The organism is Paenibacillus sp. NPDC057934, from assembly GCF_042887565.1.
GTDB lineage: Bacteria > Bacillota > Bacilli > Paenibacillales > Paenibacillaceae > Paenibacillus_AQ.
On sequence record NZ_JBHVPB010000007.1, the window covers coordinates 335472 to 348845 of the forward strand.

Annotated in this window: 15 protein-coding genes and 1 pseudogene; 2 read left to right on the top strand and 14 right to left on the bottom strand. The window is 41.7% G+C overall.

Going from position 1 to position 13374, the window contains the following annotated elements; translation table 11 throughout:
- Window positions 1–134: 134 nt before the first annotated feature.
- Window positions 135–830 (top strand): annotated as a pseudogene (locus tag ACFVRY_RS18215) (IS6 family transposase).
- A gap of 67 nt (window positions 831–897) precedes the next feature.
- Here ACFVRY_RS18215 and ACFVRY_RS18220 read toward each other — a convergent pair.
- From ACFVRY_RS18220 to yeiL, 4 genes are all read right to left on the bottom strand, one after another.
- Window positions 898–1455, bottom strand: coding sequence for a hypothetical protein (locus ACFVRY_RS18220; RefSeq protein WP_387501682.1), 558 nt, complete (start codon window positions 1453–1455; stop codon window positions 898–900).
- Window positions 1456–1470: 15 nt separating this feature from the next.
- On the bottom strand, window positions 1471–2364 hold the full coding sequence (locus tag ACFVRY_RS18225; RefSeq protein WP_387501683.1) for a copper amine oxidase N-terminal domain-containing protein: 894 nt from the start codon (window positions 2362–2364) through the stop codon (window positions 1471–1473).
- A gap of 485 nt (window positions 2365–2849) precedes the next feature.
- Window positions 2850–3329, bottom strand: coding sequence for a DUF6530 family protein (locus ACFVRY_RS18230; RefSeq protein ID WP_175372361.1), 480 nt, complete (start codon window positions 3327–3329; stop codon window positions 2850–2852).
- Window positions 3330–3607: 278 nt separating this feature from the next.
- Entirely contained in the window at window positions 3608–4270 is a 663-nt protein-coding gene (gene yeiL / locus ACFVRY_RS18235) for a transcriptional regulator YeiL (protein ID WP_387501684.1), read from the bottom strand.
- A gap of 93 nt (window positions 4271–4363) precedes the next feature.
- Between yeiL and ACFVRY_RS18240 the strand changes: the two genes are divergently transcribed.
- Window positions 4364–5008, top strand: a complete 645-nt coding sequence (locus tag ACFVRY_RS18240; RefSeq protein ID WP_387501685.1) for a class I SAM-dependent methyltransferase — start codon at window positions 4364–4366, stop codon at window positions 5006–5008.
- A 74-nt stretch (window positions 5009–5082) separates the two neighbouring features.
- Here the strand turns inward: ACFVRY_RS18240 and ACFVRY_RS18245 are convergent, their stop codons facing one another.
- The 10 genes from ACFVRY_RS18245 to ACFVRY_RS18290 all read right to left on the bottom strand — a co-directional run bounded on the left by ACFVRY_RS18245 (window position 5083) and on the right by ACFVRY_RS18290 (window position 13334).
- A complete protein-coding gene (locus tag ACFVRY_RS18245) occupies window positions 5083–5181 on the bottom strand; it encodes a DUF6530 family protein (protein ID WP_387501686.1) in 99 nt (32 codons plus the stop codon).
- 11 nt (window positions 5182–5192) lie between these two features.
- Entirely contained in the window at window positions 5193–5552 is a 360-nt protein-coding gene (locus tag ACFVRY_RS18250; protein ID WP_387501687.1) for a GIY-YIG nuclease family protein, read from the bottom strand.
- A gap of 289 nt (window positions 5553–5841) precedes the next feature.
- Window positions 5842–6849: a vWA domain-containing protein gene (locus ACFVRY_RS18255; RefSeq protein ID WP_387501688.1), complete on the bottom strand. Its 1008-nt coding sequence runs from the start codon at window positions 6847–6849 to the stop codon at window positions 5842–5844.
- Between the two features lie 86 nt (window positions 6850–6935).
- Window positions 6936–8063, bottom strand: coding sequence for an AAA family ATPase (locus ACFVRY_RS18260; protein WP_387501689.1), 1128 nt, complete (start codon window positions 8061–8063; stop codon window positions 6936–6938).
- 23 nt (window positions 8064–8086) lie between these two features.
- Window positions 8087–9295: an MFS transporter gene (locus ACFVRY_RS18265; RefSeq protein ID WP_387501690.1), complete on the bottom strand. Its 1209-nt coding sequence runs from the start codon at window positions 9293–9295 to the stop codon at window positions 8087–8089.
- 2 nt (window positions 9296–9297) lie between these two features.
- A complete protein-coding gene (locus ACFVRY_RS18270) occupies window positions 9298–9777 on the bottom strand; it encodes a DUF6530 family protein (RefSeq protein ID WP_175372366.1) in 480 nt (159 codons plus the stop codon).
- A gap of 188 nt (window positions 9778–9965) precedes the next feature.
- Window positions 9966–11093: an N-methyl-L-tryptophan oxidase gene (gene solA, locus ACFVRY_RS18275; RefSeq protein ID WP_387501692.1), complete on the bottom strand. Its 1128-nt coding sequence runs from the start codon at window positions 11091–11093 to the stop codon at window positions 9966–9968.
- A gap of 50 nt (window positions 11094–11143) precedes the next feature.
- Complete coding sequence (locus ACFVRY_RS18280) at window positions 11144–11932, bottom strand: IclR family transcriptional regulator (RefSeq protein ID WP_387501693.1); 789 nt, start codon at window positions 11930–11932, stop codon at window positions 11144–11146.
- A gap of 15 nt (window positions 11933–11947) precedes the next feature.
- The gene (locus ACFVRY_RS18285; RefSeq protein ID WP_387501694.1) at window positions 11948–12670 is read right to left on the bottom strand and encodes an amino acid ABC transporter ATP-binding protein; all 723 of its coding nucleotides are present in this window, start codon (window positions 12668–12670) and stop codon (window positions 11948–11950) included.
- Window positions 12657–13334, bottom strand: a complete 678-nt coding sequence (locus ACFVRY_RS18290; RefSeq protein WP_387501695.1) for an amino acid ABC transporter permease — start codon at window positions 13332–13334, stop codon at window positions 12657–12659. The genes ACFVRY_RS18285 and ACFVRY_RS18290 overlap by 14 nt, the downstream gene beginning before the upstream one ends.
- Window positions 13335–13374: the final 40 nt, after the last annotated feature.

Genomic DNA, 13374 nt, shown 5'->3' on the forward strand with positions numbered 1-13374 from the left:
GACGGTTGCCCTCGAGCATCCGTCTTTTAACGTTTCGATACGGTATAAATTGTCCTTGAGATTTGTCTTAACCTCGCCAAAATAGGTTGTGGTGCAAAGCTCTAATTCATGACAACGTAACTGATAATAAAGTCATGGGATTTGAGCAACTTAATACGGAAACCAAACTGGATTTATTTAAATGGAAGCAGTATGAAGCGTCAATCATCTTACTAACAGTTCGATGGTATTTAAAATATAGTTTAAGCTATCGAAACATAGTAGAAATAATGAGCGAGCGGGGATTAGATCTTTCCCATACGACAATCATGAGATGGGTCCATGAGTTTGGGCCCGAAATAGATAAACGAATCCACCCCTATTTAAGACCTACAAATGATACGTACAGAACGGACGAAACTTACATCAAAGTCAAAGGTCAATGGAAGTATTTATATAGAACAGTTGATTCAATGGGGAAAACGATTGATTTTATGTTATCTGAAAATCGAGATATACTAGCAGCTAAGCGTTTCTTTACAAAAGCATTCACCTCACCACATAATCAATTCCCACGTGTGATCACTTTGGATAAAAACCCTGCTTATCCACCAGCCATACAAGAATTAATAAATGAAAAAGCTATTCCAAAAGAAACTTTGGTTAGATAGACAAAGTTTTTAAACAACATTGTGGAACAATATCATCGATTCATAAAGGAAATTACGAAACCAATACTTGGTTCCAAAACATTTCGCACTGCTGAACAGACGTTGAAGGTGATCGAGGCCATGCGTATGATTAGGAAAGGACAGACGGAAAATAATTCGTCTGTCCTTTCTACTGTTTAATGGCTCAATATAGTATTTCGTATAATGGCATAGTTGAATCACAATATAGATAGTAAATGCGTCAATATTACTTAGAAATTCCAAGAGCTCTCTGTACTTCAGTTAAGGATACATTTTTTTCATACTGATCCTGAACTACAAGGTCTTTAGATGAAAGACCGTCAGCCCATTTATGATTATTAGCGTAGCCATAAGACATGATTATATAATTATCCAAAACAGATGTGAATGTGTCGTCAGAGAATATAGGTACGTAGACTTTGAATTCAGCAGGCAGATTCTTGAATGTATAGTCTTTTCCAAGAGTGATAGGCGTTTCAGTAGTCCCGTACTTAATAGCAATGAGAGGATTAACCCCATCCATCTTAGGAATATTGAAACTCAAAGTGCGAGTTGAATCATTCCACTTGAATTCTTTGAATACTTTTTGCGCGTATTCTTTCTGGATTTTATCAGGATTCCAAGATAAACTACTTTGCTCCGGCTTAGGAGTTTCCCAAGGCGTATTGATTTCTACTGTACCACTTCCGCCTTTATTAGGTGAGACAGACTTTTGTGCCAATACCGTTACTAGTGCTGTAATTAATAGCAATGACATGCCTAATGCAATTATTTTCTTATTCATTGTTCTGTTGACCTCCTAGTACTTAGAAATTCCAAGAACTCTCTGTACCGCAGTTAAGGATACATTTTTTTCATACTGATCCTGAACTACAAGGTCTTTAGATGAAAGACCTTCAGCCCATTTATGATTATTAGCGTAGCCATAAGACATGATTATATAATTATCCAAAACAGATGTGAATGTGTCGTCAGAGAATATAGGTACGTAGACTTTGAATTCAGCAGGCAAATTCTTGAATGTATAGTCTTTTCCAAGAGTGATAGGCGTTTCAGTAGTCCCGTACTTAATAGCAATGAGAGGATTAACCCCATCCATCTTAGGAATATTGAAGCTCAAAGTGCGAGTTGAATCATTCCACTTGAATTCTTTGAATACTTTTTGCGCGTATTCTTTCTGGATTTTATCAGGATTCCAAGATAAACTACTTTGCTCCGGCTTAGGAGTTTCCCAAGGCGTATTGATTTCTACTGTACCACTTCCGCCTTTATTAGGTACCCATTTAACGTCGGCACCAAGACCCTCTGAGATCACGCGGAGAGGAACCATAGTACGACCATTATTGAGCTTAGGTGCGCCTTCGATAGTTTCAACCTTGCCATCAAATTCAGCCTTTTTACTATCAAGTAAAACCTTTACTTCATGATGAATTGACTTGTCGATTGAGGTCGTAATTGGAGTCTTAGCATTAACATACTCAATCTCTGCACCCAATGCTTCTGATACGAAGCGCAAAGGTACATAAGTCAGGTTAGACTTTGCGTCAATATAAGCAGGTGCTTCGTAGATCTGAATCTTATAACCATTTACCTTGATTGCAACCTCTTTTGAGACAGATTCTTGTGCCAATACCGTTACTGGTGCTGTAATTAATAGCAATGACATAACTAATGCAATTATTTTCTTATTCATTGTTCTGTTGGCCTCCTAAATTATCCAAAATGAAATTCTATACATTACCACTAGTGTTGCATGAATATCCTCTGAATTTTCAATGTTTTCTGTAATTACAGTATCTTAGCATAAAAAATACTCTTTATAAAGATCCTTTATAATCGAATCACAGGTAGTCCCGATGAAGTAAAATAGTTTGTGTAACAAAATTTGGAGTCTTCCTTGACAACAAAAAAGCAGGGTATTCTCGGGATTGCGAAACCACCAAGAAAGGACCTTACTCCATGAAAACTACTACTCTGCACGAATCAGGTCTATCTAATCTACTGAAAAAATATGGAAATGGTTTTTTTCAAGACAAATTAGAACTTATCATGAAAGAAGAAATCAAATTAGCTCTTCTATAATCTATGAAAATGATAAAGACCCGAAGATTTCTCTTCGGGTCTTCTATATCTCATGGAGGCAGGACTCCATGAGTGCCGATATCGGGTAGGGAAATATTAGTATCCCATATCCTTTAATATTTTGGATAACGTACGCAGACGCTCACCGATCATCTCGTCGTCATCACTTAGCGCTTGGCTGAATAGCTTAATATCTTCATTAATCCGCTCATTGTCCGTACATACTGATACCGTCATGGCATCCCCCTGCAGGCCAACCCGGTCGATCACGGGCTGCTCTGGGTCATACAAATTCTCATATCGATACGCTTCGCGAAAATGTTCCAAAGACCGGCAGATTAGAATGGACAAATCAAGAACACGGTGAAGTGGCAGTTCTTCCGATTGTCTGGACCATTTCTCTCCTGTATATCTCCAGACCTTAGCGGAAATATCGACCTTTCCTCTATCGTTCCACTGGGCTAGTCCCAGAGAAAGACCTTTCGCGTCCGTGTTACCGGCCATCCGGCCGTCAACCTTCTCATAATTCTCCGACACGACAACAGGTTTATGTTTTAACGTTGTAGGTATTTTCATTATAATTCCCTCATTCCATTTACCTATTTACTAATTTAGTAAACGACGGTTTCATCTTATCTTTAATTTCAGCGTTAGTCAAATCCGTCTCTGGGCAGGCTTGGGCTGAACTTCTCTAGGTCTCATCGCGAGATTCTCGTTTTATTCACCTCACTCATAATGGTCTCTAAACTAGTGATCAGACCATACTTTTCGAGCGCTTCTTCCAAATTTTTATTTCCTCTGCATCGATGGTTATTTTGTAGATGACCTTATGATGTAGCGATTCTTTGGCCTTTTTATAGATGTGAAATATTACTTAAAGCTGCTTTATCCTTAATTACATATCCTTGCTCTGTTTTAACCAAAATCCCTTTTTTCACGAAATTTGATATTACATACAGCAGATGCCGATAAGTAACGCCCAGAAATTCAGAAACTTCTGTATGACGCTCACGATAAGTATCCTTGTGTGCAGCCATCAAAATAAAAGTCGCTAAACGATTTTCTAGTGGATATGCTTGATTTTTCGAATAATGATACGTATTGTCGAGTGCTTTTTTGCTTAGAAAAAAACTGAGATAACGGAGAAATTTCGTATCATTGAGGATGGACGTTTTACAATTTTTTATATTAATAGCGTAACAAGTACATGGGGTAATTGCAGTTACTCCTTTTGAGATCGGCTGCGCACCTATCAATTCCATTTCACCGATAAAACTAGGCGCGGTAAGAAAGTTAATTAAAGAAACCCGGCCATTTTCATGGGACAAGTACAATTTTGCCCGGCCATCCAATAAATAATATAAATAAAAAGGAACTTCTCCTTCTTTTAATATACTTTCGTCACTATCAAATTTAACAATCGAAACATAGGGCTTCACACCGAAGTTAAAAAAATCAGAAAGCGGGAAATTATTGTAATACTCTTCCAAAATCGTTGGATTTTCAATCGTCTTCATATGAAGCTCCTAACTCAAATGACATGAGATTTCTCATGCTATATTAACGCCCCGACTGATAAAATACAATCAAAAAAGAAAGGGCCGGGAGACATGAAACAAAGAGATTATTGGAATGATGCATCCGAAAAGAAAGAATTTACCACCCCTTTTCAAGCTAAGGAATTTGCTAAATATATCGACAAGAAAAAAGTGGTTCTGGATGTCGGCTGTGGTTACGGACGTACATTAGAGGAACTATATCAGTTAGGCTATGCCAATTTAATAGGAATTGATTTTTCAGAAGGCATGATAAATAGGGGACAATCACAATTCCCCCATCTGGACTTGAGAGTGAAAGAAACTGATCAATTAAATTTTCCAGATGAAAGCGTTGATGCGGTCATCCTTTTTGCAGTCCTGACTTGTATTAAGACTAATGAAGAACAACAAATTCTTATAGATGAGATTAATAGAGTATTAAAGCCAAATGGCGTGCTCTATGTCAATGATTTCTTGTTAAATACGGATGAGCGTAATGTAGAACGTTATGAAAAATTTCAAGATAAGTATGGGAGGTATGGAGTCTTTGAACTCCCAGAAGGGGCTATATGCAGGCACCATGATGAGGGATGGTTACACAAGCTTTTATCTGGTTTTTCTACCGTTAAATATGAACATCTTATTTTCACAACAATGAACGGTCATTCATCGAATGGTTTTTATTTCATTGGGACTAAACCCATGAGCTTTTACTAATAAATTAGAGGAGTAAATGCAACGGAGAAATGATTTGAACTCTATAAAAAAGTGGCAGGCACGCGGATGTACCTTTATCCGAATAACTGCCACTCCCAGCAGAGTTGAATGGACAAATCAAGAACGCGATGGAGTAGTAATTCCTCCGATTGCCTTGGCCATTTCTCTTCCATGTATTATTCATTTACTCCTTTGGAGGCTTATTGTATCCTTTGTCTTCATAGGGCTGTAGCTTCTCTAGCCAAGGCTTCAAGATTTGTTTCTGTTCCCACCGTATATCCGTGATCTTATCGGTTTCCTTCTGCTGTAATACCTCATAAGTGAACGCATCCGCTCCGAATTCCTTCCAATCCTTTTGCAACTGGGCATTTGCGAATCGTCCTTGATCCAGCTGCATCTGGAGAGTAAACCATTTGTTCTTCAAGTTGGGATAGCTGTCGATGAAGATTTTGCCGTTGACGTTATTTTTGATTTGGGCGACACCCATATAAACCTTAATTTGCTTGTATTCCTCAAGCAGCTCCTTGCGCTTCTTCATATCCATATCTTTCTCTCCTCATCTTAGCTATATAAATTGAACTTAAAAACTTTAGTTGGAGTAAATACGTCATTTCGAAAATGTTTGGACTTTCGGCCGCTGTTGTTTCCAGATTTCTTTCAATTACAAAGCTACTTGCGGTTGAAATCTGCGTACAGCCTATGCTTCCGATGCGAGCTTTCCTGCGGAAAGCTTTCAGGCGGTCGCTACCGCTCCTACAGTTCCAAACCTTCCCTTCACTCCTACCCCCTCTTTTATTTTTCAGTTCAATCTATATAATCAATATTCATCGAACCTACAAATACCGGGCAATAATCCGCACTAGCTTCGCAGGAAGCTCACTTAAATTTGTAATGTCCAAAAATCTTTCGTTACCATAAATCTCACTAATGACATCCTTGTCTTGGCCGATTGCGGCTGCAAGAAAGGTGATGCCTTTCCGTTCATATTCCTCTATCGTCTGCTGCATGTCTGTAATGGCATATCTTCCAGTATAATTGTCCATTGCTTTGGGCTGCCCATCACTAATACTAATCAACAGCTTGGTCTGTTCTGATGAAACGGCTAACCGTTCTCCCATAATTCGAAGGGCCATTCCGTCACGATTGTTGCTTCGAGCCTGAATACGCATCAGCCTGTACCGGTCATTGTCATCTCGTTTATCAAAGTCCGCATAAGCAAAGATCGACATTTGCTCCAACCTGGACACATCCGCAGTATCGCCATAGATTAATACAGGAATATTGCAGATTTGACAAAACTCATATACCGCGATGACTGCTCGCTTGGCCACTTCTAATCTCCCGAATGCTGCCATTGATGCGGATTCGTCCACTCTTAGAGCAACCACAAGGGAAGGGGATTCCGTTGGAGGACGTTTTTTGGAAAAATACCTATAATCCTTATACGCCACACTGTCTGCTTGAAACTTACTGCCATAGTAACGATTCCGCTCAAAATCGGAAGATGTCTCATGTTCCAGGAGCGGAAGTGTCTTTCTGGCAATTTCCTGCACGATCGGCATAAGCTCCTTGCTTAGAGTGGCATATTCCGCTTTGAGTTTCTGATCGTAATCGGGACGATGAACAATAAGTTTAACCCGCTCATGAATGGAATCTGACACCATCGCTCTTGCAGTCTGATTTAGTTTTTTACGGAATTTGCGCTCTTTTTGTTTCTCCTCCTCAGACATCGGTTCGGGGTTGGCCTTATGGTATTGCGGAGAGCCGTTTTCTCCGGTATCCGTACTTCTCATGTCAGTGGAGTCATCGGATACACGGGAAGAGTTCTCTTCACTATCCACAGATTTCTTTAGTGCGATTCCCTCTTCGTCTGCCCCGTTGTCATGATCAACCTCAGTAGCGCCAATATCTCCCCATAGCTTGATCTCTATTGCTGCGTCATCGCTAGATTTTCGTTTTTTTTTACCTCACTCGTCGCAACGGTCTCTAAGCTTATGATCAGACCATGTTTTTCGAGCGCTTCTTCCAAAATTTTAATTTCCTCTGCATCGGTGGTTATTTTGTAAATCACCTTATGATACAAAGACTCTTTGGCCGAGGTGCCTCCCGCAACCGCATCTGCCCAGTAAAAGAAGGAACGCATTCCCGCCACACCTTTGATGGCATTGGTCCGGGCTGTAGTATCCAAAATGATAATCGTATCTGCTAATACGCTGAGTACTCGATCATCTTGATAACCGGTTTTGACTTTTGCCCGTTCAACCATGACTTCTTTCGTTGGCAGATTCATCTTCTCCGAATGTTGGACTCTGTCCCGCAACGCTTCATTGAGCGGTCTCGCCCCAGCATAACTCCGATTGGTGGTAATGACTGCGATAAAGTCGGGATGTCTGTGAATGATTTCAGTAGGAAGATTAATGCTGCCGTCCAGTTCCAAAGCAGAGTTGAGCGCCATGAGTACCGCTGCATCACGAATGACGTTTGGTTCCTGTATTTCTAGAAGATAGCCTTGCTGATAAGCCCTAACGATCTCTGAAGGGTAAAAACGGTACTCCACAGTTTCACCATCACTTTGTTCTGCAGCTAGCTTCAGCAATTGCTTCATTTTTAAGCCTGCTTTTTCTTGGGTAATCTCCAAAGCATCCATTAAAATTTCAGTAGCGCTCTGAAACCCGTCGCTTTCATACAGAGCTTTCAAAACCGCTTGCTCTACAGGCTCCAGTTTCTCTAATTGTTCAGAAGAAATTACCGGTAAAATCGCGCCAATGATATCCGATTTATCCATGTCCGCAAAACAGGTCACCTTTGTGTAGGGGAGCCCAAAATTAGCGGATAATGCTTTTGCCAATTGGGTTTTGCCGGAACCAGCATCGCCTTCTAATAGAATATTAGCAATTTTCATTTCACCGCGATTCCAGTTCCGTTTCACTTCGTTACTGATACGCTGTTCTTCTTCGCCGGGCTTATGAGACATGGGCTTTTGCCACATCAGCTTTTTTTCCGCATCCGTCAATGATCTCTCAGGTGACAAATAATATTCCTCATGTTCTTGCATTATTTATCTCTCCTTCTTGCCCGTCATGCTGTCGGGCCTGCTTCGGCTTTACTACTCTTCTTAACAACAATAGGAAGCAGCAACAGCGCACCGATCATCGCAAACATACCACTCGCCGCAAATACCCCTAGTAAGGAAAACGCATCCTTGAGATAACCGGAGATGAACATCCCAACGACCATCATCCCCATAAAAATCGGCATAATCGTTCCGGATACCCGGCCAATAAACGCTCCCTCTGTGTTCCGTACAAGAAGCGTCTGAATTCCACCTTGGATACAAGGGTAGAACAGACCGCTGATTACGAGCAGAACAATAGTCAGCCAAATTTGCTTGGACGCGCCCATTCCCACCGTACAGACGGCATTGACAAGCAAGCCGACTAAAAGCAATGTCTGTGGCTTAAACTTCTTGGCTATCGCGATAATGGCGGCTCCGCCTACCAGCATAGCTGCACCATTGGCCATCACGAGCCATTGCAGAAATTGTCTATCCCGTCCCAAGTTTTCGATAACCAAGAAGATTTGCAGCGGCTGAGTCAATCCGGAAGCCAAACCGACTGCTGAGAATGTCATACTCAGCGTTCTTAACGACTTATTGTTCTTGATATAACGTAGTCCAGCCGTCAGCTCCTTGATGAAGCCACCGGCATTCTCTGACTTCGGTTCTGCCTCATCACGCGGAAGGGTTGATAGTATGAAGGAAGAGCCCAGGAACATCACTGCCGTCAAAATCAGAGAAACGTTAATCCCAAACTTAATAAAAATAAACGTACCGATGACCGGTCCAAGCACCGTAAAGACAGCGACCAACGTTTGAGACATTGCCATCACGCCCTGCAGTTGTTCAGCAGGTACATGTCGCTTGTACAGTTTCATCGCCGAAGGCTGAGAAAATTGCGACAAGCTGGCAGAAACAAAAGACCCGATCAGAAGGGCAACCCATCCGCCGTTTATGACCGCTAGCAGCACAGCCCCAACGGACAAACCAGACAACAAATCACTCCAGACCATCGTTCTCTTTGGCCGCCACCTGTCGGCAAAGGTTCCGCCAATCAGGCCAAATATAAAGATCGGTGCAAATTCTGCAACCGAAATCAATGATATATCCACCGGATTATTATGCGTCAGTTCGGAAACATACAGCAGGACAGCATAATTACGGATCCATATCCCCAGTTGCAGCAGGACCCGGGAGAGGATAATTGTTCGAACATAGCGATTCGCAAACATTTTTAATACCCCATATCCTCTAAAATTTTCGATAGCGCACTCAGACGCTCGCTGATCATTTCATCATCATCACTCAGTGCCTGACTGAACAGCTGAATATCTTTATTAATCTTTTCATTGGCGACATCGACCGCCACAGTCATAGCATCACCTTGCAGGGCAATACGATCGAGAACCGGCTGCTTCGGATCATATAAATGCTCATAGCGATAAGCCTCTTGAAAATGGGCCAAGGTCCGGCAGATCAAAATGGACAAATCCAGAACACGATGGAGAGGCAGTTCTTCCGATTGTCTTGACCACTTTTCTCCCGTGTATCTCCATACTTTAGCCGAAATATCGACCTTTCCCCGATCGTTCCACTGCGCCAATCCCAGGGAAAGGCCCTGCGCGTCCGTGTTTCTCGCCAATCGGCCGTCAACCTTCTCATAATTCTCCACTACAACTACAGGTTTATGCTTTAACGTTGTAGGAATTTTCATCTTGCTCCCTCTTCTCATTTACTAATTTACTAAATTACTAATTTACTGCTCAATAATATCTTGAACTTTTTCGTTCGTCAAGCCGCTTTTAAATTTTGGAAATCTCTTCTTAGTGGGAATTATAGGACAAGAACAAAAAAGGTGACTTCTGATTCATTCAGAAGTCACCTTTTAAGTACCTGCTCTAGTTATCGCCCCGTGAGCGAAAACTGCGAAATATCAATGTCATTCTTACCTGAAATAATCAGGTTGCTCAAGGCTTGTCCAACTGCACTGCTAAATTTGAATCCATGTCCAGAGAACCCTGCTGCAATTGCAACGTTAGGATACCTTGGATGTAAATCAATAATAAATTTTTCATCAGGGATCATCGGATACATGCACGTTTTTCCATACTTCAATTGCTCAATATCAGGAAGATATCCATTCAAAAATTCCCTCAAATCTTCCTTATCGCCTGCTACTTCACCAAACTCTTGCATCGATTCATCTGGATTTATTTCATCTCCGCCATCATGTCGACCTACCTTTAAGCCGCAGCCATCCATACTTGGAAAACCGTAATAGATGCCCTCAGGAGTCTCAAAGTTAAAGGCAGGGAACTGATCATGATTATAAATATTTTCATTAGCGTCAAACCAAGCAAATGTTTTTCGCACGGCTGTAAGAGGAAGGTCCAAATCGAGCATCGTAGAGAGTACCCCCCCTGACCATGACCCTGCAGAAACAACTAATGCATCACTGTAAAAGGTCTGTTCGTCCGTTTTAATGATTACTCTGTCGTCTAGAACGGAAATATCTTGTACTCTACTATTGGTGAGGATTATCGCCCCGTGCGATTCGGCAAGTTCTTTATAAGCTTGAATACATTCCTCACTTTTCAGCACTCCCGACGCAGGTTCAAAGCACCCAATATAATCGTCAGGTAAGGTGATCCCAGGCCAACGATGATGAACTTCCTCAGCATTCATAATATCGAGTGGCAACGAATATTTTTTAGCGCTAGAAATAATATTCCGTGTAAAATCGGACCCTTCCTCACCTACATTGAGAACCCCTGTTTGAAGAAACAATTGCTTTCCAGTAGCCTGTTCTAGATCACTCCATAATTCTTGCGCTCTCAGAACAAATGGAACATATTCCTCACCCTCGGCATAAGCATGTCGAATAATTCTAGTTTCCCCGTGATGACTTCCTTTATTATGTGGTGGGTTAAAGGAGTCTAGTAATAAGGTTTTCTTGCCACTCTTGGCTAAAAAATAACCTGCCGCCATTCCCATTGAACCTGCACCGATGATAATTACATCAAAGTTCATACCCTTTAACCTCCATGCCAAAACTAAAATATTTGAATATCAAGCTTCTGTCAAATTGGTTTTGGTGTCAAGGAATGACCGAGGGACGCTGAAATTGTAGCTGCTGCTTTTTTAACGGCTGATCCATATTGTATGCAAATATCAGGTGTGAAATCCTGCGTAAAACCTAGAACGGTAAGGCTACCGATCACCCGGCCAAAACGGTCGAATATCGGAGCTGCTACCGCACTGACACCTTGATCCAGTTCTTGGTGTGATTCCGAATATCCCATGCGACGGGTGATCACAAGGTCATTTAATAATTTCTGGCGATCCACAGTTTCATGTTCAGAAGATGTCTTCGACGCAGAGGAATCCATATATGTTTCCTGCTCCTGTTGGTCAAGAAAAGCAAGCATCGCCTTCCCCGACGATCCCTTATTCATTGGACTCAAACGTCCGAGCAAATGTGTGACATGGACGGCTGCCGGACTAGCCACTTTGTCCAGACACTTCACCTGACGATTAGAAATAGTAGATAAGGTAACCGTTTCTCTCACTTCATGAGCCAGACGTTCTAATTCGTTACGTGCAATCCGCTGGAAGTTCAATCTCCCGGACAAACGCTCCATAATAAATTGAAATATTTCCACACGTACTTCATACTTTCCATCCGGCAACTGGGAAACGAATCCCCGCCGTTGAAGTGTACGAAGAATACGAAAAGTGGTTGATTTATTAAAGCCGGAAGCAGCTGCGAGTTCAGCAACTCCCCATGCTCCATCCCGTTCAACCAGTCTCATTAGAACTTCTAATCCCTTATCCAGTGTTTGCAGTTGGTCTGTATCATTCCCTGACATAAATTCTCCTTATCCTTATAAAACTTTCGATAGGAATTCTATTGTTCTTTGATGCTTAGGGTTAGAAAATACTTCCTCTGGAGTGCCTTCTTCTAGAATGATCCCTCTATCCATAAATAGAATCCGATCGCCAACTTCCCTGGCAAACCCCATCTCATGGGTGACAATCACCATTGTCATCCCTTCTTTAATCAAATTTTTAATGACATCCAGTACTTCCCCCACCATTTCAGGGTCTAGCGCAGATGTAGGCTCATCAAAGAGCATGACTTCCGGTTCCATGGCCAAGGCTCTCGCTATTGCGATTCGCTGTTTTTGTCCCCCTGAGAGAGAAGCCGGGTAATCCTTTTCTTTACTGGACAAGCCCACCCGATTTAACAGTTCTAACCCACGTTTATAAATATCCTGTTGAGACATCCTCTTCACATGGACAGGAGCGAGCATAATATTATTGATCACATTATTGTGGGGGAACAGGTTAAATTGCTGGAATACCATGCCCATTCTCTGCCTAATCTTATTGATATCCGCTTTTTTATCCGTAATATCCCCACCATCGAATATAATCGATCCAGAAGTGGGGGTCTCCAGCAGATTCAAGCACCTCAGCAAAGTTGACTTACCCGAACCGGAGGGACCAATAATAACCGTTACTTCCCCTTTTTTAAAATGCTGATTGATGCCCGATAATACAGGGGTCTTCCCAAAGTTTTTATACAGCTCCTTAACGTATATCACTGCTCTTAAGTCTCCTTTCGATCCAGCCCATCAACCTGCCCAATGAGAAGGTTAGGATAAGGTAAAACACGGCCGAAATTATTAATGGTTCAAGAGCAAGATAGGTGGCTCCTTGCACGATCTTGGCTGCTAATGTCAATTCCCCAACGCCAATTACGGAGGCCATGGATGAAGCCTTTATGATATTCACAAACTCATTGCCGATAGCCGGTAAAATATTTTTGATTGCCTGTGGCATAATGACAAGCCTCATAGCCAAGCTACGAGACATGCCCAAGCTTCTTGCTGCTTCCATTTGCCCTTTATCAACAGCCTCGATACCTGCTCTTACAATTTCAGCTATAAATGCACTGGCATTTAAGGTAATAGCAATAACAGCCGACTCAAAGGCTGAGATATCAATACCCAGCAGCATTTTACCACCCGAGAAAACAAGCAGTATCTGTAATAGCAATGGAGTTCCTCTCATCAGTTCGATAAAAACCACAGCAAACGCGCTTATAGGTCTAAATTTCCCGATGCCGGACTTGGAGGCTTTCATGAAATAGATGATGAAACCTAAAATCGTTGCTAAAATAACGGTTGCTATTGATAAGCCTATGGTGACTTTCAAACCTTCAAGAAATTTAGGAATATAGCGATCTAGAGAACTAAAATCAAGCAATGATATGCCTCCTCTTCATGCACGTAAACCTTATCCAGGC

Excerpts from the sequence above, each read along its gene's own strand:
- ACFVRY_RS18230 (WP_175372361.1), bottom strand. The coding sequence starts at position 3,329 with ATGAAAATACCTACAACGTTAAAACATAAACCTGTTGTCGTGTCGGAG.
- ACFVRY_RS18260 (WP_387501689.1), bottom strand. The coding sequence starts at position 8,063 with ATGCAAGAACATGAGGAATATTATTTGTCACCTGAGAGATCATTGACG.
- ACFVRY_RS18245 (WP_387501686.1), bottom strand. The coding sequence starts at position 5,181 with ATGGAAGAGAAATGGCCAAGGCAATCGGAGGAATTACTACTCCATCGC.
- solA (WP_387501692.1), bottom strand. The coding sequence starts at position 11,093 with ATGAACTTTGATGTAATTATCATCGGTGCAGGTTCAATGGGAATGGCG.
- ACFVRY_RS18250 (WP_387501687.1), bottom strand. The coding sequence starts at position 5,552 with ATGGATATGAAGAAGCGCAAGGAGCTGCTTGAGGAATACAAGCAAATT.
- yeiL (WP_387501684.1), bottom strand. The coding sequence starts at position 4,270 with ATGAAGACGATTGAAAATCCAACGATTTTGGAAGAGTATTACAATAAT.
- ACFVRY_RS18280 (WP_387501693.1), bottom strand. The coding sequence starts at position 11,932 with ATGTCAGGGAATGATACAGACCAACTGCAAACACTGGATAAGGGATTA.
- ACFVRY_RS18265 (WP_387501690.1), bottom strand. The coding sequence starts at position 9,295 with ATGTTTGCGAATCGCTATGTTCGAACAATTATCCTCTCCCGGGTCCTG.
- ACFVRY_RS18270 (WP_175372366.1), bottom strand. The coding sequence starts at position 9,777 with ATGAAAATTCCTACAACGTTAAAGCATAAACCTGTAGTTGTAGTGGAG.
- ACFVRY_RS18240 (WP_387501685.1), top strand. The coding sequence starts at position 4,364 with ATGAAACAAAGAGATTATTGGAATGATGCATCCGAAAAGAAAGAATTT.
- ACFVRY_RS18225 (WP_387501683.1), bottom strand. The coding sequence starts at position 2,364 with ATGAATAAGAAAATAATTGCATTAGTTATGTCATTGCTATTAATTACA.
- ACFVRY_RS18220 (WP_387501682.1), bottom strand. The coding sequence starts at position 1,455 with ATGAATAAGAAAATAATTGCATTAGGCATGTCATTGCTATTAATTACA.